Source organism: Acinetobacter sp. UBA1496 (genome assembly GCF_002324975.1).
Classification (GTDB): Bacteria; Pseudomonadota; Gammaproteobacteria; order Pseudomonadales; family Moraxellaceae; genus Acinetobacter; species Acinetobacter variabilis.
The window spans coordinates 24727-47519 of sequence record NZ_DCRI01000107.1 but is presented as its reverse complement, the minus strand read 5'-3'; the positions used below and the strand labels follow the sequence as shown (position 1 = coordinate 47519).

The 22793-nt window shown below is 43.6% G+C and carries 25 protein-coding genes, 1 pseudogene and 1 riboswitch; of the genes and pseudogenes, 13 read left to right on the top strand and 13 right to left on the bottom strand.

Annotation, left to right across the window (positions count from 1 at the left end):
• Nucleotides 1-96 precede the first annotated feature (96 nt).
• Nucleotides 97-255: riboswitch (FMN riboswitch) on the top strand.
• A gap of 106 nt (nucleotides 256-361) precedes the next feature.
• Complete coding sequence (gene ribB / locus B3143_RS13550; protein WP_004784851.1) at nucleotides 362-1021, top strand: 3,4-dihydroxy-2-butanone-4-phosphate synthase; 660 nt, start codon at nucleotides 362-364, stop codon at nucleotides 1019-1021.
• 57 nt (nucleotides 1022-1078) lie between these two features.
• Here the strand turns inward: ribB and B3143_RS13545 are convergent, their stop codons facing one another.
• Genes B3143_RS13545 through B3143_RS13535 form a run of 3 tightly spaced genes read right to left on the bottom strand, consistent with a single transcriptional unit; the run spans nucleotide 1079 to nucleotide 2354 of the window.
• A complete protein-coding gene (locus B3143_RS13545; RefSeq protein ID WP_004784853.1) occupies nucleotides 1079-1690 on the bottom strand; it encodes a LysE family translocator in 612 nt (203 codons plus the stop codon).
• 43 nt (nucleotides 1691-1733) lie between these two features.
• Nucleotides 1734-2222: a DUF1289 domain-containing protein gene (locus B3143_RS13540; protein ID WP_004784856.1), complete on the bottom strand. Its 489-nt coding sequence runs from the start codon at nucleotides 2220-2222 to the stop codon at nucleotides 1734-1736.
• A 3-nt stretch (nucleotides 2223-2225) separates the two neighbouring features.
• Entirely contained in the window at nucleotides 2226-2354 is a 129-nt protein-coding gene (locus B3143_RS13535; protein ID WP_262477638.1) for a hypothetical protein, read from the bottom strand.
• Between the two features lie 56 nt (nucleotides 2355-2410).
• Here B3143_RS13535 and B3143_RS13530 point away from each other — a divergent pair, with 56 nt between their 5' ends.
• The 4 genes from B3143_RS13530 (at nucleotide 2411) to B3143_RS13515 (ending at nucleotide 4992) form a co-directional block, all read left to right on the top strand.
• Nucleotides 2411-3343: a rhodanese-related sulfurtransferase gene (locus B3143_RS13530; protein ID WP_004784858.1), complete on the top strand. Its 933-nt coding sequence runs from the start codon at nucleotides 2411-2413 to the stop codon at nucleotides 3341-3343.
• 206 nt (nucleotides 3344-3549) lie between these two features.
• The gene (locus B3143_RS13525) at nucleotides 3550-3828 is read left to right on the top strand and encodes an FUSC family protein (protein WP_286740911.1); all 279 of its coding nucleotides are present in this window, start codon (nucleotides 3550-3552) and stop codon (nucleotides 3826-3828) included.
• A gap of 88 nt (nucleotides 3829-3916) precedes the next feature.
• Complete coding sequence (locus B3143_RS13520; protein ID WP_004784864.1) at nucleotides 3917-4534, top strand: DedA family protein; 618 nt, start codon at nucleotides 3917-3919, stop codon at nucleotides 4532-4534.
• Nucleotides 4535-4563: 29 nt separating this feature from the next.
• Entirely contained in the window at nucleotides 4564-4992 is a 429-nt protein-coding gene (locus tag B3143_RS13515) for an ABZJ_00895 family protein (protein ID WP_004784865.1), read from the top strand.
• Between the two features lie 87 nt (nucleotides 4993-5079).
• On the opposite strand, the gene B3143_RS13510 is transcribed toward B3143_RS13515, so the two are convergent.
• A complete protein-coding gene (locus B3143_RS13510; RefSeq protein ID WP_004784868.1) occupies nucleotides 5080-5604 on the bottom strand; it encodes a YecA family protein in 525 nt (174 codons plus the stop codon).
• 71 nt (nucleotides 5605-5675) lie between these two features.
• Entirely contained in the window at nucleotides 5676-5882 is a 207-nt protein-coding gene (locus B3143_RS13505; protein ID WP_004784869.1) for a PA3496 family putative envelope integrity protein, read from the bottom strand.
• 374 nt (nucleotides 5883-6256) lie between these two features.
• On the opposite strand from B3143_RS13505, the gene rpoD reads away from it, so the two are divergent.
• The 6 genes from rpoD to B3143_RS13475 all read left to right on the top strand — a co-directional run bounded on the left by rpoD (nucleotide 6257) and on the right by B3143_RS13475 (nucleotide 12808).
• The gene (gene rpoD / locus B3143_RS13500) at nucleotides 6257-8143 is read left to right on the top strand and encodes an RNA polymerase sigma factor RpoD (RefSeq protein WP_004784872.1); all 1887 of its coding nucleotides are present in this window, start codon (nucleotides 6257-6259) and stop codon (nucleotides 8141-8143) included.
• A 107-nt stretch (nucleotides 8144-8250) separates the two neighbouring features.
• Entirely contained in the window at nucleotides 8251-8538 is a 288-nt protein-coding gene (locus B3143_RS13495; protein ID WP_004784874.1) for a YbeD family protein, read from the top strand.
• Between the two features lie 163 nt (nucleotides 8539-8701).
• Nucleotides 8702-9361: a lipoyl(octanoyl) transferase LipB gene (lipB, locus tag B3143_RS13490; protein ID WP_004784876.1), complete on the top strand. Its 660-nt coding sequence runs from the start codon at nucleotides 8702-8704 to the stop codon at nucleotides 9359-9361.
• 74 nt (nucleotides 9362-9435) lie between these two features.
• On the top strand, nucleotides 9436-9969 hold the full coding sequence (locus tag B3143_RS13485) for a hypothetical protein (protein WP_004784877.1): 534 nt from the start codon (nucleotides 9436-9438) through the stop codon (nucleotides 9967-9969).
• A 1-nt stretch (nucleotide 9970) separates the two neighbouring features.
• Entirely contained in the window at nucleotides 9971-11155 is a 1185-nt protein-coding gene (locus tag B3143_RS13480; RefSeq protein WP_004784880.1) for an iron-containing alcohol dehydrogenase, read from the top strand.
• Between the two features lie 264 nt (nucleotides 11156-11419).
• Complete coding sequence (locus B3143_RS13475; RefSeq protein WP_004784881.1) at nucleotides 11420-12808, top strand: APC family permease; 1389 nt, start codon at nucleotides 11420-11422, stop codon at nucleotides 12806-12808.
• Between the two features lie 69 nt (nucleotides 12809-12877).
• Here the strand turns inward: B3143_RS13475 and B3143_RS13470 are convergent.
• The 8 genes and pseudogenes from B3143_RS13470 to rplU form a co-directional block, all read right to left on the bottom strand.
• Nucleotides 12878-13267, bottom strand: a pseudogene (locus tag B3143_RS13470) (hypothetical protein).
• A gap of 164 nt (nucleotides 13268-13431) precedes the next feature.
• Nucleotides 13432-13908 carry a tRNA (cytidine(34)-2'-O)-methyltransferase gene (locus B3143_RS13465; RefSeq protein ID WP_004784885.1) on the bottom strand — a complete coding sequence of 159 codons (477 nt, stop codon included), beginning with the start codon at nucleotides 13906-13908 and terminating at the stop codon, nucleotides 13432-13434.
• A 34-nt stretch (nucleotides 13909-13942) separates the two neighbouring features.
• Nucleotides 13943-15316 (bottom strand): siroheme synthase CysG, encoded by a 1374-nt coding sequence (gene cysG / locus B3143_RS13460; RefSeq protein ID WP_004784888.1) that lies wholly within the window; start codon nucleotides 15314-15316, stop codon nucleotides 13943-13945.
• 73 nt (nucleotides 15317-15389) lie between these two features.
• Complete coding sequence (gene serS, locus B3143_RS13455) at nucleotides 15390-16661, bottom strand: serine--tRNA ligase (protein ID WP_004784891.1); 1272 nt, start codon at nucleotides 16659-16661, stop codon at nucleotides 15390-15392.
• A 100-nt stretch (nucleotides 16662-16761) separates the two neighbouring features.
• A complete protein-coding gene (locus tag B3143_RS13450; protein ID WP_004784893.1) occupies nucleotides 16762-17523 on the bottom strand; it encodes a hypothetical protein in 762 nt (253 codons plus the stop codon).
• A gap of 166 nt (nucleotides 17524-17689) precedes the next feature.
• Nucleotides 17690-18382 carry an outer membrane lipoprotein chaperone LolA gene (gene lolA / locus B3143_RS13445; protein WP_286740909.1) on the bottom strand — a complete coding sequence of 231 codons (693 nt, stop codon included), beginning with the start codon at nucleotides 18380-18382 and terminating at the stop codon, nucleotides 17690-17692.
• A gap of 247 nt (nucleotides 18383-18629) precedes the next feature.
• Complete coding sequence (gene rpmA, locus B3143_RS13440; protein ID WP_004784896.1) at nucleotides 18630-18884, bottom strand: 50S ribosomal protein L27; 255 nt, start codon at nucleotides 18882-18884, stop codon at nucleotides 18630-18632.
• 19 nt (nucleotides 18885-18903) lie between these two features.
• Entirely contained in the window at nucleotides 18904-19215 is a 312-nt protein-coding gene (gene rplU / locus B3143_RS13435) for a 50S ribosomal protein L21 (protein WP_004784898.1), read from the bottom strand.
• Between the two features lie 445 nt (nucleotides 19216-19660).
• Between rplU and sdsA the strand changes: the two genes are divergently transcribed.
• Entirely contained in the window at nucleotides 19661-20638 is a 978-nt protein-coding gene (gene sdsA / locus B3143_RS13430; protein ID WP_004784900.1) for an All-trans-nonaprenyl-diphosphate synthase, read from the top strand.
• 15 nt (nucleotides 20639-20653) lie between these two features.
• Nucleotides 20654-22696: a site-specific recombinase gene (locus B3143_RS13425; RefSeq protein ID WP_034701673.1), complete on the top strand. Its 2043-nt coding sequence runs from the start codon at nucleotides 20654-20656 to the stop codon at nucleotides 22694-22696.
• The last annotated feature ends 97 nt before the right edge of the window (nucleotides 22697-22793 follow it).

The window sequence follows — 22793 nt, the reverse complement described above, 5'->3', positions numbered from 1 at the left end:
TAATTCAAATAATCTGTTTTGCTTATCTGAAATTCTGCAAATTCGTGACTGGCCAAACTATACCATCTTTTAAAAACCAGGACTATAATGATCCCACATCGCTTCAGGGCGGGGTGAGATTCCCCACCGGTGGTAATTTCAGGGTAGTAAATCTTTCTATTTCTGAATCAGCCCACGAGCGGTCAATTTCAATTGATCTGCAGATCTGGTGTAAATCCAGAGCCGACGGTATAGTCCGGATGAAAGAAGACGAAAGCAGTACATCCTGTTTTATGCCTGGCATGAAACTGTTTTGCTATAAGCCTATTTTCACTATGTCCTGAAATGTTCAATCGTACTTTTACTTTACGTGAGCGTTTCAATGTCAAGTTTAATTCAACCCGAAATTTTCTTTTCCGCTTTAGCTCCCGCTGAACAGCGCATCCAACAAGCACTCGAAGACATCCGCCAAGGCAGACCTGTTCTGGTGATGGATGACTTTGACCGCGAGAATGAAGCCGACCTCATTGTTGCTGCAGAGACTTTGACTGTAGAAACCATGGCACGCATGATTCGCGATGGTTCCGGTATTGTCTGCCTGTGCCTGACTGATGAACTGGCCAATCATCTAGAACTGCCGCCAATGGTGCAGGATAACTCTAGCCAGTTTAAAACTGCCTTTACTGTAACGATTGAAGCTGCGGAAGGTGTGACGACTGGTGTATCTGCCAAAGACCGTACCACTACGATTAAAGCAGCCATTAAAGACGGTGCTGTCGCCAGTGATCTGAATCGTCCAGGTCATGTCTTCCCTTTACGTGCCCGTGAAGGCGGTGTGCTGACCCGTCGTGGTCATACCGAAGGTACGATTGATCTTGCACGTCTGGCGGGTTTAAGACCTGCCGGTGTTCTGTGTGAACTGACTAACCCAGATGGCACTATGGCTTCTGGCATTCAGGTATTGTCTTATGCACAGACACATCAGCTGACCGTGATCACCATTGATGAACTGGTGCATTACCGCCAGCAGCACAATGTCTAAGGCGTAAAGATAAAAAATCCCGGCTTAAGCCGGGATTTTTATTTTATATAAATATTTTTAGATGAGTACAGATAATATTCCATAGACTGCGACTACCAATAAAATCAAACCGCACAAACCAAGCAAATAAGGATACAGCTTGGATTTAGCAAAGCGTTGAAAGCCTAAATAAACTAATGATAGGGTCAAAAAATCCAGAACAATCCAGCTGATCGTTAGAATTACTAAACTGGAATCTAAGTTTGGAGTAATGCCGATGAACTGCGGGAAAAATGCAGCAAAGAAAATAATATCTTTGGGATTGGAGATCCCCACCAGAAAACCGGTTCGAAATCCTCCCTGTACTGGTTGCAAACCTTGTGAACTGGTTGGACCCTGCCCTTTCCAGACTTCCCGGAAAATCTGGATTCCTAGCCAGGCAATATATAAACAGCCAAGCAGCTTGATGCCATTCAGCCAGTTTTCATTAATGACTAATAAGCCTTTTAAGCTAAAAATAGATAAGGTGATCAATACCAGAGAAGCAAAATTCGTCCCGAAAATGGTCTGTAAAGCATGTTTATAGCCACCTTTCAGTCCAGTACTGGCAACTAGTAGCATAACAGGCCCAGGTGTGGCAATCATGATGACGACGGCCAGACAATAGAGAGCATATTCACTGATATTCACGCCATTTCCTCAGCTATCATGATTTTTTAATAAAAAAGAGGACTTATTCGTCCTCTTCCTGCATCTGAATCAGGTGCTGGCTCATCCCATCCGCCCGTAAAAAGGCCAAGTCATAACTGGCTTTGGCGAGTGCCAGTACCCGACGCTCGAATTCATCCCAAAGCGGACGTACCTGTTTGTAATGAATGCCTAAACCGCTTTCATCAGTAAAATGACGGTTCTTTTCACAGAGTTTCAAGGCATGGTAAAGCTTACGGCCCTTAGTCGCATCTTCACGCAGACGCACCCGTTTAGACAGGACAAATGTTTCCACTTTGGCCAGGTTTGCCATCGGCAGCATCGGGACCAAAATCTGATCTAGCTGTGCATCCAGCCGCTGCCAGACCGCAGTATGTTGATCTGCGTTATAACTGTTCCAGTGAATCACTTCATGATTAAAACGGCGGCAACCACGACAGACCGCATCACCAAATACGGTTGAGCAACGCCCTGCGCAAGGGGTCAAAGATGCAATACGACGATCCGAACTCAAAACTTACTCCAACTGTGCTGCAACTTCCAGCATCTGCATCATTGCATCAAAATCCTGGGTCGGCATGACTATACATGTTCTCCCTATCGATTTGAAGTCCGTTAAAACCCGGCCTTTTACTCGCTTATTCATTCAAATCACGTTAAAATATGCGCCTTTCAAATTATCATGCTACGTTGGAGTATTCCATGAACGCTACTGTAGAACAGCTTGCACCTGTAGAACAGCAAGCGACGACTGGTTGGGTTGTTGCCGCACTTTATCAATTCAAAGAAGTTCAAGACCCTGAGGGTCTGCAACAACGTCTTTTAGACTTGGTAAAAACCATCAACCTTTGCGGTACTCTAATTGTGGCAGGTGAAGGCATTAACGGTACCGTTGCGGGTAACCGTGAAGCCATCGATAAAGTACACCAGTTCCTGCTGGATGAAGGCTTCAACGAAATGGAATATAAAGAGTCGCATAGCTCTGACAAACCATTCCGTAAAATGAAGATCAAGCTGAAAAAAGAGATTGTGACTTTAGGTGTGCCGGTTAAGCCACGTGATCTGGTTGGCCATTATCTTGATCCTAAAGAATGGAATGAGCTGATTGCACGTGATGATGTGATTCTGGTGGATACTCGTAATGATTACGAATATAAAGCCGGTACCTTTAAAGGCGCAATCGATCCGAAAACTGAAACTTTCCGTGAATTCCCTGAATACGTGAAAAAGAATCTGGAACAGCACAAGGACAAGAAAATTGCCATGTTCTGTACCGGTGGTATTCGCTGTGAAAAATCAACTTCTTTATTGCTTCAGGAAGGCTTTAAAGAGGTATATCACCTGAAAGGCGGTATTCTGAAATACCTGGAAGAAACCCCAGCTGAAGAAAGTCTGTGGGAAGGTGAATGTTTCGTATTTGATGGCCGTACTGCGGTTACACATGGTGTGGAAGAAGGTCAAAATACCAAATGTCATGCGTGTGGCTGGCCATTAACACCTGAAGAAGCAGCGCTGCCAAGTTATGAACACGGCGTATCTTGTGTGTACTGCATCGATAAAACCACCGAGAAACAAAAAGAAGGTTTCCGTATGCGTCAATCGCAAATTCTGGCTGCAAAACGTAAACGTCTCTAACTCCAGTTTTGTAACCAAAAATATCTAAGCCCTCTTCGGAGGGCTTTTTATTTACATAAGCATTACATCTGCAATAAAAAACTTACCAATCCCTTACCAAGAACAGCATATTTTTACAGCCAAGCTTGATAGTCTTTATATCACATTACTTTGTTACCATAAGTCTTTCATTATTAATTAATTTTTTAAATGAAAAGGAAAACAAAATGGCCAATTCACTTGCTCGGGATTCAGATAATATTGTTAGATTCCAACCTAAAGAAAATACAAAACTGGAACGTATTACCCAAATGACAGATGAGCTGGAAGCAGAATCACATCTGTTTATTGTGATCTTGGGAACTATCATTGGTGCCATTCTTGCCCTGTTTATCGGCTACCATATTGAGGCTACAGCAGCACATTATTTACTGCTCAGTGCTCTGTCAGTTTGCCTGGCTTACAGCTTACGTAAAGTTTACATTTATACCTTAACCCATAGTTAATCCGCACTTGGCCATTTATATAACTTAACTTTACCCTCTTAAAAATACTGCTTAGGATACAAGCAGTATTCTTTATTTTGCCAATTCTATGAATCTGACTGAATGGATTATTTCTGTCATGGAACAGCTGGGCTACTGGGGCATTGCCCTGCTCATGTTTCTTGACAATGTCTTTCCCCCGATCCCCTCTGAAATTATTATGCCTTCTGCCGGCTATTCCGCTTCTCAGGGAGAATTACTGCTGGTTGGAGTCATTATTGCAGGCAGTATCGGTTCGTTATTGGCAGCGGCATTGCTCTATTGGATTGGCTACAAATTTAACCACGACAGTATTTTCAGATTCATAGACCGATATGGAAAATTCTTGTTTATCAAATCTAAAGACGTGAAAAAATCTCTGGAATGGTTCGAGCAGTATGGACACCGGATTGTATTCTTTGGCCGGATGGTTCCGGCAGTACGTTCCCTCATCAGTATCCCGGCCGGCATGAGCCATATGCCTTTCTGGAAATTCATGTTCTATAGTGGACTAGGTACTGTTATCTGGACCACGTTCCTGGCCTGTGTCGGTTTTTATTTTGGTGAAAATCAGGAATTGATGCACAAAATCTTTAGTCAGGTCAGTTATGTGATTATTGCGATTGTCGTGATCATCGTGGGCTGGGTTTTATACCGTAGACATCAACGTAAAAATCGCCCATCCTGAAGAGACCCCAGCATAAGGAGGCTAAAACGATGTCGCATTATCTTAAATATTTTGCCACCGTTTATCTGACTCTGGTCTTAATAGTCGGCATACTCATCTATGTATTCAATCTGGGCGCCATTCTGATGATTCCTGCCCTGATTGCCTCCGCCTTTCTCAGCGCCCGATACTTTGTGAAAAAAGAACTCCGACTACCCACCCAGGAAGAGAAAAGCAGACTGGTCTGGGGTTCCACGATTATTGCCATGACCTTTGGATTTATCTTTTTGTTTATAGTGATCTGGCTGCATCCACAGACGGAGGAAATCTATAGAAGAATGGCTTATACAGGACGCGGGCCAAACTCGTTCCTGGTGGCTACAAGTATTGCCTTACATGCCTTGCTGTTCCATATCGCCTATAATGGCTATGCGCGTTATAGCTTGAGCAAGCGTACGGGTGCCGATCATAAACCTTAGACTAGGTAATTAACTAGTCCAAACGTTGTACAAAACACCTGAGCTAAAAAAAGCACCTGACGGTGCTTTTTCATGGCGGGGCATGACTTATTCTGGTGTGTGGTACATCAGATATAATTCATTCAAGTTTTCTGGAATCTCTTCTGCAAGCTCATCCATTAACTGACCATTGCGACGGAAAGATTCCATTTGCGGATCTTCTTCATCGATGCCACTGAATACCATAATTGGCAGCGTTAAATCGACCAACTGTTCTTCAAATTCTTCTGTAAACCAGGCTTCTTCGTTCAGGAACATGGCATCTACAAAGCCCACACTCCAGTCACCTAGACTTGATTCGGTATCTGCTTCTTCAATTTCAAATGGGAAAGTGATCCCTTCTTCATTGGCCAAGCTTTGACGGATTGACTCTAACCATGCTTTAACCTGATTGATGATTTCTGCAGGCACTTTTTTCTGGTTGCCTTCAAAAAGCTCATCCATCCATTTGTCAAATTGCGGGCCTACTGCGATAGCACATAAGAAACCATGAGTTGCCGCAAAATCCAGACCATACTCATTTTGGTCGCCATCCAGATATTCACTCAACAGGTCTAAATCTAAAGCACTCATTTAACATCCAAACTTAGAAAACCGAAAGGATTAGCATAGCATTTATTCAGGCTATGCTAAATCTGAATTCGTTAATCTTCGTCGTCAAAGTCGTCATCATCGTCGAAGTCATAATCAAAATCTTTGAGTTCGCGTTCCAGGCGGCGTTGCGAGAGCAGATCATCAATTAAACGACGTTTTTCCAACGACTCTTTCGCACTTAGCTTACTCGATGCCTCATCGAAATTAACATCATCATCACCGTAGCTATCATCTAGTTCAAAATCTGTCGAAGACACTAAAACTACCTCGTAGTGAAAAATGTAAATGGGTCTAGGCGCTATTTATCTTGCCTTTAAAAACTTGTCAAGTTTTATTTATATATTTTGTATGTTTATACTAGTTAGCTCTTGTTTTTCTACAGCATAATTGTGTATTTATTAGCTGGTTAGATAGTGAACGCTTTTTATCCCATGGATGAGGGACGTTTCTAAAATTAGATTGGGAAATACACTTGAAAAGATAAACTTAGACCCAATATCGATATTCAATTGTTATTCAAACATATTTATAAAATCATGCTTGACTGATCAATTCCAAAAACTATTTCAGGTGAATTGTGCTATCATGCACGGTTTTTCACTGCCACAGATTCAACGAAGAGTAAGCAAAGATGAGCGATATGACTTCCCCTACTTCTCAAGTAGCGGCTCTGATTAGCCGAGGCAAAGAACAAGGTTACTTAACCTTCGCTGAGGTTAACGATCATCTCCCGGACTCCATCACAGAAAGCGAACAGATTGAAGACATCATTCAAATGCTGAATGATGTGGGTATTCCTGTCCATGATCGTGCGCCTGAATCTGATGATGCAATGTTCGAGGATACTGCAGAAGCTGCCGATGAAGTTGCAGAAGAAGAAGCTGCGGCTGTACTTGCATCTGTAGAAAACGAACCAGGTCGTACGACTGACCCTGTACGTATGTACATGCGTGAAATGGGTACCGTTGAACTTTTAACGCGTGAAGGCGAAATTAGCATTGCAAAACGCATTGAAGAAGGTATCCGAGACGTTCTTCACTCTATTGCTTACTGGCCGAATGCTGTAGAAGTTGTACTACAAGAATACAAAGATTATGAAGCTGGCGAACGCCGCCTTGCTGACATTCTGTCAGGTTATTTAGACCCTGAATCAGATGAAGAAATTCCAGAAGTACTGGAAGAAGTCGCTGAAATCGAAGAAGACGAAGAAGCAACGACCAAGTCAACCAAAGATGTAAAACTGGATGATGACGAGGAAGATGAAGAGTCTGATAGCGATGACGATTCTGAAGGTGACTCAGGCCCAGATCCAGAAATTGCCAAAGTTCGTTTTGCCGAACTTTCAGATGCCTGGAAAAATACCAAAGCGGTACTGGAAAAACACGGCCGTAACAGCAAAGAAGCAGAAGAAGCACTTCAAGCGCTTGCAACTGTGTTCATGATGTTCAAGTTCACCCCGCGTTTGTTCGATATCATTTCTGAAATGATTCGTGGTACACATGACCAGATCCGTGGTGCAGAACGTGAAGTGATGCGTTATGCCGTCCGTCGTGGCCGTATGGACCGTACCCAGTTCCGTACTACTTTCCCGGGTCAGGAATCGAATCCAGCCTGGTTAGATGAGCAAATTGCGAAAGCGACTGCTGATCAGAAAGCTTATCTGGAAAAAGTACGTCCTGACGTATTGGCCTTCCAGCAAAAAATCGCAGATATCGAAAAAGACCTTGATCTTAAAGTTCGTGACATCAAAGACATTGCCAAACGTATGGCAGTCGGTGAAGCGAAAGCACGTCGTGCCAAGAAAGAAATGGTTGAAGCAAACTTGCGTCTGGTCATTTCGATTGCGAAGAAATATACCAACCGTGGCTTGCAGTTCCTGGATCTGATTCAGGAAGGTAACATCGGTCTGATGAAAGCGGTAGACAAGTTTGAATACCGTCGTGGTTATAAGTTCTCGACTTATGCCACTTGGTGGATTCGTCAGGCGATTACCCGTTCAATCGCGGATCAGGCACGTACCATTCGTATTCCAGTGCACATGATTGAAACGATTAACAAGATCAACCGTGTATCTCGTCAATTGCTTCAGGAAATGGGCCGTGAACCGACACCGGAAGAACTGGGCGAACGTCTGGAAATGGACGAAGTGAAGGTTCGTAAAGTACTGAAAATCGCTAAAGAACCGATTTCGATGGAAACACCAATCGGCGATGATGAAGATTCGCATTTGGGTGACTTCATTGAAGACAGCAACATCACCTCACCAGTGGATGCTGCTACTTCAGAAGGCCTGAAAGAAGCGACTCGCGAAGTACTGGAAAACCTGACTGAACGTGAAGCGAAAGTCCTGAAAATGCGTTTCGGTATCGACATGCCAACGGATCATACTTTGGAAGAAGTCGGTAAACAGTTCGATGTAACCCGCGAACGTATCCGTCAGATCGAAGCGAAAGCTCTACGTAAGTTACGTCACCCTTCCCGTTCTGAACATCTGCGTTCATTCCTGGAAAATGACTAAGATTTAATACAATTTTGGAGACTTGAAATTTCATCTCTCGCCTCCATTTTGTATTGCAATACACCCAAACGCCTGCGCTACGCAGGCGTTTCGAATAGGGGAACTACATGTTAGACCGTACACCATCTCGTGAACTCCGCGAAGATCTTTGGGTTTTTCCAATGGATTACCCAATCAAACTCATTGGCCTTGCAGGTGAAGAACTGCTGAATGCAGTTGTTGAGATTTTTACCAAACATTTCCCTGACTTTGATGGCGATAGCGTAAGCATCACTCCATCTCGTACTGGTAAATATCATTCGATCACTGCTCAGCTACGTTTCCTTGAACTGGAACAGGTTCATGCCGTATATGCTGATCTTGCAGCTTGCCCACTGATCAAGACTGCACTTTAAGATTATTCTGCTCCAACCTTGGCAAATTAAAAGACACGCTTTCGGGCGTGTTTTTTATATGTGTGACCAGCTCACCAACAATTACTACGAATCCCTCCCCTATCCATTGCTGAAATCATTATAATTATTTTCAGTATGATTTAATTTTCTAAGGACGCACACTGTGACAGCTGCGGTTCAAAAACCCTCCCTGATTATCCGTCAATATAATAACCTGACTCCCTACGAAGACCGTTTTCTGGAAATGAAAAGCTTCACGGAAAACCGTGATGAAAATACGCCTGATGAGTTATGGATTTTGCAGCACCATGATGTACTGACCCAAGGTCAGGCAGGCAAACCGGAACATATCCTGATTCCAACTGATATTCCTGTCATTCAAACCGACCGTGGTGGTCAAGTCACTTGGCATGGTCCTGGTCAGCTCGTCGCATACTTTATGTTTGACCTGAATCGTCTGGGTTGGAATGTCCGTAGATTGGTGTCGTATGCTGAAAACCTGATGATCCAGCTCCTAAAAAATCATGGCATTGAAGCCTATGCCAAACCCGATGCTCCGGGCGTCTATGTGAATGAGCGTAAAATTGGTTCTCTCGGCTTCAAGATTCGTAAAGGCCGTAGCTATCATGGCCTGTCTTTAAATATTGATTGCGACCTGACTGGTTTCCATACCATTAACCCTTGCGGCTATGCAGGTCTGGAAATGGTGCGAATTAATGACCTCGTCAGCAATCCGCCAAAGTTTAATGACTTATGTGTTGAAATTATTGAAACTTTAAGCAGCAGCGGTTACTTTAATCAGGTGAACGTCGAGCAAAGATAAAGCCTTTGCATTTTAACAATAAATAAATTAGAGTAATTACTCTAAACAAATAATATCAAGATAGGGATCATCACGTGATTGCGACAAAATCCGTAAAACCCGCTTTGCAGCTTGCCTATGTCAAACTGATGATGGATATCATTGGCCGTGGCCTGGTCATGGCAAGTCAGGTAGACCCAGAAATCAAACAGGAAGTTGCCCAGTTTCCCGCCAATTTCAGGCTTTCAATGAATGTTTTTCCGCATGGCCCGGCCTTCGTTGCCCGGGTCACGGAACAACATCAGCTGGAACTGGTCAAAGACAGCAGCATCAAGCCAGACCTGACCATTACCTTTAAGCATCTGCATCATGCCTTTCTGGTGTTTTCCTTTCAGGAAAGCACGTCTCAGGCCTTTGCCAATGACCGCATGATTGCCAATGGTGATATTTCCTATGCGATCCGTCTGGTACGTTGCCTGAATAAAATGGAAGCGCTGATCTTGCCGAAAATGGTGGCGCAACTGGCAGTAAAAGAATACCCGAATAATCTGAGACTCAAAGATAAAATCATGGAAGCGAGCAGCATCTACTTAAAAGTCGCTCAATCTTATTTGAAACGGAGTGTATAACATGGCAAAACCTTATTATGAATTTTTCTGTCCAGTCAAAGTGATTGCTGGTCATGCCGCGTTAGAACACATTCCTTTTGAACTGGCCACTTTAGGTGCTAAACGTCCACTGATCATTACTGATAAAGGGGTACGTGCCAATAACCTGCTGGCGCCGATTGAAGCTGCTTTTGAATCGACCGATGCCAAAATTGCAGCGATTTTTGATGATGTACCGCCAGATTCTAGTTTAGGTACAGTGCGTAGCGCAGCACAGCTTTATCGTGATCATGATTGCGATGCCATTATTGCTGTTGGCGGCGGTTCAGTGATTGATACTTCAAAAGCGACCAATATTCTAGTCTCTGAAGGTGGTGACGACTTACTCAAATATTCTGGTGCGCATAATCTGCCTAAACCGCTGAAGCCATTTTTCGTAATTCCTACGACTTCAGGAACTGGTTCTGAAGTGACGATGGTTGCTGTGGTATCGGATACTGAAAAGAATTTGAAAATGCCATTCGCATCCTATTACCTAATGCCGCATGCTGCGATTCTGGATCCACGTATGACCCAGACCCTGCCACCGCATCTGACTGCCATGACAGCCATGGATGCGATGACACATGCTGTAGAAGCCTACACGTGTATGGCAGCCAATCCAATTTCCGATGCCTATGCCACAGCTGCAGTGAAAAAGGTCAGTGCCAACCTGTTTAATGTACTCGACAACCCAGCTGATGCTCAAGGTCGTCTGGAGCTGGCTCAAGCCTCTACTATGGCTGGTATTGCCTTCTCCAATTCAATGGTGGGCCTGGTGCACTCGCTTGGACATGCTCTAGGTGCAGTCGCGCATTTGCCGCATGGCCTATGTATGAACCTGTTCCTGCCTTATGTGCTGGAATATAACAAGGAAGTCAATGGTGACAAGATTGCCGAGCTGCTACTACCATTAGCGGGTGCGGATATCTATGCACAGACGCCAGCACACCTACGTGCAGACAAGACCATTGCTACAATTTTAACCATGCGTGATCGAATCTATAGCTTGACCAAATTACCGCGCACATTAAGTGAAACAGGTAAGATTTCTGAAGCACAGCTGGATGAAGTTACTGAAAAAGCATTAAATGATGGTTCCATCATTTACAACCCGAAAGAAGCCAGTTTGGAAGATCTGAAATCTATCTTAAAAAAGGCTTGGTAATTACTGAAAAATAAGCCAATATAGCGAAAAATTTAAGCCTGATGTTTTTTTAGACATCGGGCTTTTATCTTGCAGGAAATCGCTGTTTTTTGCTTCGAATGGCACATTTCGTGCAGGCCTAAATTCAAAAAATAGCTAGTAAAAGCCGTAATTTTAAAGTAGATTGGCGCGCTTTTATAGAAAATTGTAGGGGGGATCGTTCGTCTCAAACGATCCTTATTAAATATGACTGATCCTTGATCAACGATTAAGAGGATAACGCCGTTGACAAATTTCTCTGGGACTCAATCGGCAGCTAAACTGCAAAAAACGCTAGGGCTCTGGCACATCATTATTATTGGTTTAGCTTACATTCAACCAATGACCTTATTTGATACTTTTGGTTTGGTATCTGAAGAAAGTCATTTGCATGTTCCTACTTCTTACATCATTGCCCTGATTGCAATTTTGTTTACATCGATCAGCTATGGTCACATGATTCGCCGTTACCCTTCTTCGGGTTCGGCTTATACCTATGCCCAAAAATCGATTCATCCGAATATTGGCTTTATGGTGGGCTGGTCTTCTTGGCTGGATTATCTGTTATCCCCAATGGTGAACATCATCCTGGCAGTGATCTATCTTGAAGCACTGTTTCCTGATGTGAACCATTGGGTCTGGGTAATCGTACTGACTGCCTTTATGACCGGGGTAAACCTGCGTGGTGCACGCTTCGTGGCGAACTTTAACAGTTTGATCGTACTGGTACAGTTATTGGTGATCGGTATCTTTACCTGGATGGTATTTACCAAACTGCAGGCCGGTTTCAATGCTGATGGTCCGATTACAGCTGAACAGCGTTACCAGCTTTGGAGTCTTGAACCGTTCTGGAATGAACTGACTTCAGTTGGCGCCTTGATTACTGGTGCGACCTTACTGTGCTTCTCATTCACTGGTTTTGACTCTTTAAGTTCTCTGGCAGAAGAAACCAAAGATACTGAAAACACCTTGCCTAAAGCGATTTTCTTGACTGCTTTAATCGCTGGTGTGATTTTCATTATCAGTACTTACTTCATGCAGTTGTACTTCCCTTCTACACCGGGTTCTTACTTCAAGAATATTGCTGAAACTCAGCCAGAAATCCTACTTCTTGTCGGTGGCTCACTGTTCCAGTCTTATGTGCTGACTTTTGCGATCATTACCGTAATGGCGTCTGGTATTTCTGCTCACGCAGGTGTATCACGTCTAATGTATGTCATGGGTCGTGATGGCGTGATCAACAAGAAAATCTTTGGTCATATCAGTCCGAAAAGCTATACGCCAAACTACAACATTCTGATTGTAGGTGCAGTGGCCTTAACTGCTGGCTTCATGGATCTGGATATCGTGATTTCAATGATTAGTTTCGGTGCCTTGACTGCGTTTACATTCGTAAACCTGTCAGTGATTTCACGTTATGCACTGCGTGATGGTCGTACTAAAACCGCAAAAGACATTTTTAGCTTTGTGGTCATCCCGATGCTTGGTTTTATCAGTATCTTTGCGATGTGGCTGGAAATTGAAGAAACTGCACTGAAATACGGTTTATGGTGGGCGATGTTCGGTATTTTGTACCTGGGTTATAAAACCAAGGGCTTTAAGCACCCTGCTCCACAACATAACGAGTTTGAATAATCGATATTGTTCATACTTAAAAAGGCGCTTTATGCGCCTTTTTTTATTTTCTTGGATAATGGACTGGGCTTATTGTAGGCGACAGTCAAAACCCATCTGGGTATTGACCCGGTTATTTTGAAAGCCCAATTTTTCAATAAACAGATCATGATTGGATAATAGTTTCTGATCTTCCGGACTGAGTCGAGCCTTGTTCTTTACCGCCATTTGATACATTTCATTCACCACGCCCTGAAAAATATCACAAACTTCCTGACGTTTGGCTGGTTTCATCTGACGTCCACGCCAAGTCCACTCGAAATCATCACGGCTAAGGATTTTGCCCCATTGCTCAATGCGGCTATTTAAGCGCCGTTGCATCGCTGCCAGCCCTTGGCGGATTTATTCCTGAGTAATGGGCTGAGCTGTATCTTGTGATGATACTGATTGCTGTGGCGCTTCTTGAGCCTGTGTCATCATGCTGGCCAGCAATAACGTACTACAGCTTGCTAAAAACCATCCTTTTTTCTACATTCTCAACAGCTTATCTACAAGATTACCTGAAAGACCAAACATGTACCTGTATCTGTTACATAAAATAAAAAAGCTGCCTTTAGGCAGCTGTTTAAATCGGTACGATGAACTTAAAGCGGTTTAAAACCCTGTTGACGCCAAGCTTCATAGACAATCACAGCTGTTGCATTGGACAGATTCAAGCTGCGTGAATTCTCGGCCATTGGCAGACGAATCCAGTGCTCTTTTGGGAACATCATACGTACATGCTCTGGCAAGCCACGAGTTTCTGATCCCATCAACAAGGCTACAGAACGATTTAGATCTGAGGTATGCGGGGTTTCAAAACCTTTGGTGGTCAGCGGATAAACCGCATCCACACCTACGCCCTTAGTAGCCAGATCGGCCAGACACTCTTCAATATTTTCCCAAATCTGCATATTGGCATATTCATGATAATCGAGACCGGCACGTCTTAGTTTTTTATCATCCAGTTCAAAGCCAAGGGGCTTGACCAAATGTAACTGTGCTCCCGTATTTGCGCATAGGCGAATAATATTACCTGTATTGGCAGGAATTTCAGGTTCATATAAAACAACATGGATCACAGCTTTTCTCTACTTTTGGGAGTTTAGTGGCCATTTAGGACCACTTCAATTTTTCACGTAAACGCACCACTTCACCAATAATGGTCAAGGTTGGTGCCTGAATATGGTGCTCATTCACTTTCGATGCAATATCTTGGAGCGTTCCCACCACCACTTTTTGCTCTGGTGTGGTGCCTTTTGAGACCAAGGCCACTGGCATATCTGGACGCTGACCATGCTCAATCAATTGTGCACAGATTTTTTCCAGTCCCACCAGTCCCATATAAAGTACCAGTGTCTGGTTTTCATAAACCAGTTCATTCCAAGGCAGTTCAGGAGAACCTTCTTTTAAATGACCTGTCAGGAAACGCACGCTTTGTGCATAATCACGATGAGTGAGCGGAATACCAGCATAAGCTGAACAGCCTGAAGCTGCGGTAATGCCAGGCACGACCTGAAAGGCCACGCCAGCAGCAAACAGCTCTTCAATCTCTTCACCGCCACGACCAAAGATAAACGGATCACCGCCTTTTAGACGACAGACTCGCTTGCCTTCGCTGGCATATTTCACCAGTAAGGCATTAATCCCTTCTTGTGGCACCGCATGATTGGACCTCGCCTTACCGACATAGATCTTTTCTGCATCACGGCGACAGAGATCCATAATCGGTGCAGAGACCAAACGGTCATAGATCACCACATCGGCCTGCTGCATCAAGCGTAAGGCTTTTAGCGTCAATAACTCCGGATCACCCGGTCCGGCACCGACCAGATAAACCTCACCTTTTGGCTTTTGCCATTCATTTAAGGCTTGTTCAATCAAACGGTCGGCTTCAGCCAGATTTTCATTAAATACCTGTTCTTTCAAAGGACTGGCATATAAATCTTCCCAGAAGATACGGCGTTCATCGGGATTAGTGATCTTGGCTTTAACTGCACTACGCCACTTACCAGAGAACTCAGCCAGTTTACCCATACCATGCGGAATGGTAGCTTCAAGCTGAGTGCGGATCTGACGAGACAATACTGGTGAAGTACCGTTACTCGCGACTGAAATAACCAGTGGTGAGCGGTCGATAATTGCTGGCACCATGAAACGGCAATGTGGTGGATCATCAACACTGTTGACCAGCACATTTTCAGCTTCACAGTCTTCAAACACCTGACGGTTGACTCCAGCATCATTGGTCGCTGCAATCACCAGACGGTAGGAACGTAGAGGAATTTCAGAATTGAAAGGTGCCTGAACATATTGACCGGCGGTCGCTTGAACAATCTCAAGCAGACTCGCTTCGATCTCAGGTGCAACCACCGAAATGACTGCCCCTGCTTTCTGTAGCAATACCGCTTTACGGTATGCAATATGTCCACCACCGACAATCAGACAAGGTTGCTGTTGCAACTTTAACGAGATTGGAAAGATATCCACAAAATACCTCAAAAAGTTTTAAATCTGACTGTCTAAGCAATTTTCATGCACATTTTGGTGCATACACCGACATTTAGTCGATGTAAGTTGCACCACCCATATACGGACGCAGTACTTCAGGGATCTCAATTGAACCATCAGCACGTTGATAGTTTTCCATGACCGCCAGTAAAGTACGACCTACAGCCAGACCTGAACCATTCAGCGTATGTACGAATTCAGTTTTTTTCTGGTCAGCACGGTAACGCGCTTTCATACGGCGTGCCTGGAAATCCCACATATTTGAGCAAGATGAAATCTCACGATACGTATTTTGACTTGGCACCCAGACTTCAAGGTCATAAGTTTTGCATGCACCAAAGCCCATATCACCGCCACACAGAATGATTTTACGGTATGGCAGACCTAATGCTTGCAAAATACCTTCTGCATGACCAGTTAACTCTTCCAGTGCCTGCATAGAGTCTTCAGGTTTTACAATCTGAACCATCTCAACTTTGTCGAACTGGTGTTGACGGATCAGACCACGGGTATCACGGCCATATGAACCGGCTTCACTACGGAAACATGGGGTATGTGCTGCATATTTCAGTGGCAGACGGTCGGCATCGATGATTTCATCACGCACGAAGTTGGTTACAGGTACTTCAGCCGTAGGGATCAGGTAGAATTCTTTCTCACCTTGCAGCTTGAACAGGTCTTCTTCAAATTTCGGTAACTGACCTGTACCACGTAAAGAATCTGCATTCACCAAATAAGGTACATAGGCTTCGGTATAGCCATTTTTAGTGGTATGCGTATCCAGCATGAACTGAGTGATGGCACGTTGCAGACGCGCTAAAGGACCTTTCAGAACGCTAAACCGTGAACCAGTCAATTTGGTCGCAGTTTCAAATTCCAGACCACCCATCATTTCGCCCAGGTCAGTATGGTCTTTGATTTCAAAGTCAAATTCGCGTGGTGTACCCCATTTCAGGACTTCCACATTGTCATTTTCATCTTTACCTTCAGGTACAGATTCATCTGGCAGGTTTGGAATAGACAGTGATTTTTCTTCTAGTTCAGCTTGCAGCTCAGCCAGTGCAGCTTCAGCAGCCTTGATTTCATCACCAATTGAAGACATGCGTGCCATGATTTCAGAGGCATCGCCACCTGCTTTTTTGATCTGACCCACTTGCTTGGCACCGGCATTACGCTCAGCTTGCAAGGATTCAGTTTTGGATTGAATCTCTTTACGTCGAGCTTCTAATGATGCCCACTCCTCAACATTCAGTTGAACACCACGTTTTGCCAAGGCTAAATTTACAGCCTCAATATTATTTCTAAGTAATTTCGGGTCGATCATAGCCAATCTTTGGATAAGAAAAAAACTGGCTATAGTGTAAGCTCTTAACGTCAAAAAATACAGTGACTGACCTACCGGCTGGAGTTTATTAGCGCAATATTTAAAGGCTTGTTTGAGGCAAAAGCGATAAATATTCAGGCCGGATGATCTCTCTTAATGCTGTATAAGGTACTTTTAATTCTGCCATATCACTGATTGTCTTGTTCAACTCGCCTGCCGGATAAACCAGTACCAAGCCCTGACTGTCAAAATAATAATTATCACTCAGTGCTAGTTTCTGCTGGGTGATTTGATAACGATCCAGCCAGTCTTTATTTGCTTGATATAGAGTCTGTTTCAGTTTTTCATCTGTATTACCGCACATAACCTGATGAAGAGCTAGACGTTTCTTTTGTTTTAGATCCAGATTGACATATTCAGTATGAGATTGGGGCTGTGCTGCACGTTCAGGCTGATGGGCAGTTTTAAATATAAAAGTGGCCAGATGCGCATGCTGATTCAGGTAATTCACCTGAATGGAACGTTGATCAATAAATTTTGGCTGATCCTTTGCTTTAATTTTATTACTGGTCACTTTGCTAAAAGCGACCGGCTCAGTACGCTGAATACGCTCCATGAAGTATTGATCAATCCAACTCATATTGGTATCTACAGTCTGCAAATCAAAGCGCACACAACCTTCGATTTCACACACGACCTGATTGGCATCTTTAACTGGAACTATTTTGGATTGGATTTCTCCTGTGTCTTCTGATTGCGCGGATGTAGTGACTGAAGAGGTTTGAGGCTGACAGGCAAATAGCCCGAGATTCAGACACAAGATACAACCGATCCAGCCTATTTTACATGAAGTCATTTTCATCCTGAGCTCCTAAAATTTTGCAATTTCATTGACTCAACTTTTGTTTATTCTAAAACACCCGAACTTCTAGATATACGCCAACCTTGTAATGACTCCAGATCCATCTCGATCAGGAACAAAAAAAAGCAACCCGAAGATTGCTTTTTTGTTGAGTTGATCTTGATGTTTATTGATCAATAATGTCTGTGCCTTTTGGCGGGGTAAAGTTAAATGTAGATGCCGGAATCGTGGTATTCAGTTTGACATTACTGAATTTAATATTGGTAGTCTGGCCTAATGAATCTTGCAAAATCATCAAGCTAGGCGCTTTGTTCGCACCAAAACTGATAGTCAGGCTTTCAAAAACCCCATCGGTATTTTTCGGATAAAGCGTGTAATAGGTTTTAGCTTTATTCGGCTGAGTTACGCGATAAGATTGCATAATCTGGCTAGTATTGCCGGACAATAATAATGCCGGTGTATTTGCCACTTGATCGTCTAGACTCTGACGCACTGCTTGCTGCAAGTCTGGATCATAGATCCATACGGTTTTACCAGTAGTAGCAATAGTCTGTTTCGACGGGCTTGAAGTTTCCCAGTAGAATTTACCCGGACGCGCCACTTTCATCACACCTTTAAAGGTCTGGTTCATGTGCTGCGCAGTCAAGCCTTTTTTCTGGGTCGCTTTCGGATTCATGACTTTAGTCGTTTGTTCAAAATTTGCAGTTAAGCTACGGATATTGCTGAGCTGTTTCACCAGATTCGCAGTAGCTTGCTGCTCCGTCGCTGCAGTTGCGGCAAATACAGTCGTGCTCATGACAGGTGCCAGTGTCGCCGTACCGATTGTTATGGCACATACAGTTTTACGAAGCATACTCATAATCTCACCTTTTTGTATTTGCATATCGCTATTTATCTAATGACTCATCTTAAACCAATTTCTCAAACTAAGATGATAGAAAATAAGAAGTTTTGTATTGTTATTAATGCAGAATTCCTACTTTTATTCATCATTATGAAGATTCAATAGTGATATTTACATTCGCTGTCACAGCTTTATAAGCCGATAAACCTTCACGCATAAAAAAACCCACAGAAACTGTGGGTCTTTTTTCTATCTCAGCAAATTATGCTTCAACAGATACGTAGCGACGGCCAAATTGACCTTTCACTTCGAATTTTACTACGCCATCAGCAGTAGCAAATAATGTATGGTCACGGCCCATACCTACGTTTTGACCAGCGTGGAATTCAGTACCACGTTGACGAACGATGATGTTACCTGCAGTTACAGTTTGGCCACCGTAAACTTTAACACCTAACATCTTAGGATTCGAATCACGACCGTTCTTAGTCGAACCACCGGCTTTTTTAGTTGCCATGTCTATTTACTCCTAGTAATTAGCCTGAGATACCAGTAATTTTCAACTCAGTGAACCATTGACGGTGACCTTGTTGTTTACGGTAGTGCTTACGACGACGCATTTTGATGATGCGGATTTTGTCGTGACGACCATGGCTAACTACTTCTGCAGTTACTTTAGCGCCAGCTACAACTGGAGCACCGATTTGAATGCTATCACCGTTTACAAGCATAAGTACGTCATCAAACGTAATTGTTGAACCAGTTTCAGCTTTCAATAATTCAACTTTAAGGGTTTCACCCTCAACTACACGGTGCTGTTTACCACCGCTTTGGATTACTGCGTACATAATGTACTCCAAACATGCCCGTGTCGACGTGCCGATAAAGGAATATATCGATCTTAAAACGCGCGCCACTGGGGGTTATACAAGGGCAAAGATTTTAAGGGATATTATAAGAAACAACAAGCCATTTTAAGGAAATAATCATGAACTCCATTATAAAGCCTATAAATCATTAAATTATTCATTCAAAATCAAAGATTAATATTGGATATAATGGCCAAAAAAAGGATACTCAATTCCGAGTTTTCCGGCTGCCTGAGAATGTTTAGAAAAAAACTTTAGCGGAAAGATATTGTTCATTTTTTAAATGTCAAAATTTAGGCTAAACTCAAAGAAGTGCTATAAAAAGCTGATTTTTAGTGGAGTTTGTGCTTTTCTTAGCTTTCACTCATGTTATAAATTGTTAAACTACCCGCTGCGATTTACCAAACTAGAGGTTTTCTTTCACATGGCCATCGACTTTAAGCAAGATATTCTCGCTCCTGTTGCTAACGACTTTGCTGCGATGGACACATTCATTAACGAAGGAATTACCTCAAAAGTAGCGCTGGTGATGGCGGTCAGCAAGCATGTGGTTGAAGCTGGCGGCAAGCGCATGCGCCCAATCATGTGCCTGTTGGCAGCGAAAGCCTGTGGTGCCGTAGAATTGGAACAGCATCGCAAACTGGCAGCCATTATCGAAATGTTGCATACGGCAACTCTAGTTCATGATGATGTCGTCGATGAGTCAGGTTTGCGTCGTGGCCGTCCAACTGCCAATGCCACATGGAACAATCAGACAGCTGTGCTAGTGGGTGACTTCCTGATTTCGCGTGCCTTTGATTTACTGGTCGACCTTAACAATATGACCCTGCTCAAAGACTTCTCTACGGGTACCTGCGAAATTGCCGAAGGCGAAGTTCTGCAACTACAATCGCAACATCAGCCAGAAACCTCAGAAGAAACTTATTTAAGTATTATTCATGGCAAGACTTCTCGCCTGTTTGAGTTGGCGACCGAAGGTGCCGCTATTCTTTCCGACAAGACTGAATTCCGCGAACCATTACGTAAATTCGCTGGTCACTTCGGTAATGCCTTCCAGATTATTGATGACATTCTGGACTATACCTCTGATGCTGAAACCCTAGGTAAAAACATCGGTGATGACCTGATGGAAGGTAAACCTACCCTGCCATTGATTGCTGCCATGAAGAATACAACTGGGGAATCGCATGAAATTATCCGTCGCAGTATTGCAACGGGCGGAACAGATCATTTGGCAGAAGTCATCAAGATTGTAAATGATTCTGGCGCCTTGGATTATTGCCGCCAGCGTGCAACCGAAGAAACAGAAATTGCAATTCAAGCCTTGAATGCACTACCCGATTCAGAGTATCGTCAGGCCCTCGTTAATCTGGCCAAACTGGCTCTTCACCGGATTCAATAGCCGCTTATCTCGCCTATGCATATTAATTTTCTTGATATTTTTCAAAGCATGCAGCATCAGCTTGAACAACCACAAGCGGTGCTGGATGAGAATCTGCTCATCCAACTTGTAGAACGTATACGCCCAGAAGACAGCAGAAATACAGAAGAAATCGAAACAAAATTTAATGCATTTATCCGGGCTTTACTGCTCACTCCCAATGCAGTCTTAACCTTACAAAGTTTCACTTTAAGAATTATCAACCGCTATAAACAAGCCAGTCTGTTTTCCGATACCGGGATTCTTTCTCTGGATGGTTTCTGGAACCAGCTGAATCAGCGGATCGGGGCGCATATCCTGCCGGTGATTCCAGATCATTTACAGCTTCAGGAATTGTTCCGCAAGATTTTCTATTTGCGTACCGATAAATACTGGCTGGATTATTTTGATGAAGCGGATTGGCAGCGACTTTTTGCTGTTGTAAATCAGGGTCATTCCAATCAGGTAGAAAAAACCCGAATCAAAGATCAGATCATTAAAGCACTAACGATTCTGTCCTACCGGGTGAGTGGGATCGGCCTGCATCCTGAATTTATTAATGCCCAGCCTGAGCTCATGGAATATGAATCACCTTTTCTGGTGCAAAACCGTGAGATTATTGAATTTATCCAGGAATATAAAAAACGCTATAACACTGTAGAACTGGTAGATGCGATTACGCCGCCAGATGCTTCTCAAGCTCTGGTCATGCTGGAGCAGTGTCACGATGTTGTCGCCAAAATTCGCCGCTCTACCAAACGGATTGGGGTCAGTGTCAGCCTGACCTATATGCTGGCCTTGCTGGAACAGTGTCTGGAACGGATTGAAATCCTGTTGAATATGGTGCTGGATGACGATGATCTGCGTTATCAGTCCATTGGTCTGTTTATCGCAGATATTACCGAAGCGATTTATAGCGAACGCAGTGTGCGTGCCTTACTGACTACCAATAGTGAACTCCTGGCTTTACAGGTAACTGAAAATGCCAGTAAGACTGGTGAACATTACGTAAGTACCGACAAGCAAGGCTTTTTGGCCATGTACAAATCGGCAGCCGGTGCCGGTATCATCATTGCCTTTATGGCCTCGCTGAAAGTCTTAATGGCGCGTGTCACGATGGCACCTTTAATGCAAGCCTTTAGCTATAGCATGAACTATTCGCTCGGTTTTATGCTCATTCATGTGCTGCACTTTACCGTTGCAACCAAACAGCCAGCGATGACTGCAGCTGCACTGGCTTCTACCGTACAACAGCGTAAGGGTTCGAAAACTGCCCAGATTGCTGAACTGGCTGCACTGATTGTGAATATCATTCGGACCCAGTTTGTCGCGATTCTTGGGAATATTTCAATCGCAATTCCGGTTGCAGCACTGATTGCCCTGATGTGGGAATTTGCCCTACATGAGCCATTAATGACACATGCCAAAGCAGCCAAAACCTTATATGACCTGAATCCATTTACTTCTTTAGCGATTCCTCATGCAGCAGTGGCTGGAGTATGTTTATTCCTGTCAGGCCTATTAGCCGGTTATTTCGATAATATGGCAGTGTATCGGAAGGTCGGTCCTCGTCTAAGAGCTCATGTGCGCCTGTCACAACTGATGGGACAAGAACGTTTGCATCGATTTGCTGACTATATTGAACGTAATCTGGGTGCACTGGCGGGTAATTTTATTTTTGGGGTTATGTTGGGCAGTATGGGTACCATCGGTTTCATTCTCGGCTTGCCTTTAGATATTCGTCATATTGCCTTTGCGTCTGCCAACTTTATCCAAGGACTAATCAATATTAATGGTCCAGATATTGGACTCATTATCATCTCTTTCCTGGGTGTTCTGCTGATTGGTCTGACTAACCTTTTTGTAAGTTTCAGCCTGACCATTATTGTGGCATTACGCGCACGACGGGTGCGTTTCGAACAGTGGAAACCGCTCGCTAAACTGGTCATGACCCATTTCCTGACTCGCCCAAGTGAGTTTTTCTGGCCGCCGAAGCAATCTATTGAAATTGACGAAAATCATACATCCACAAAACTGTAAAATTGCGAGAATATTTGGGCATTTAGGTACAAAATCCCATAAGTAAAAAATGGAATTTGCATAAAATACGCACTCTTGAAAAAAAGTGTACTGACAA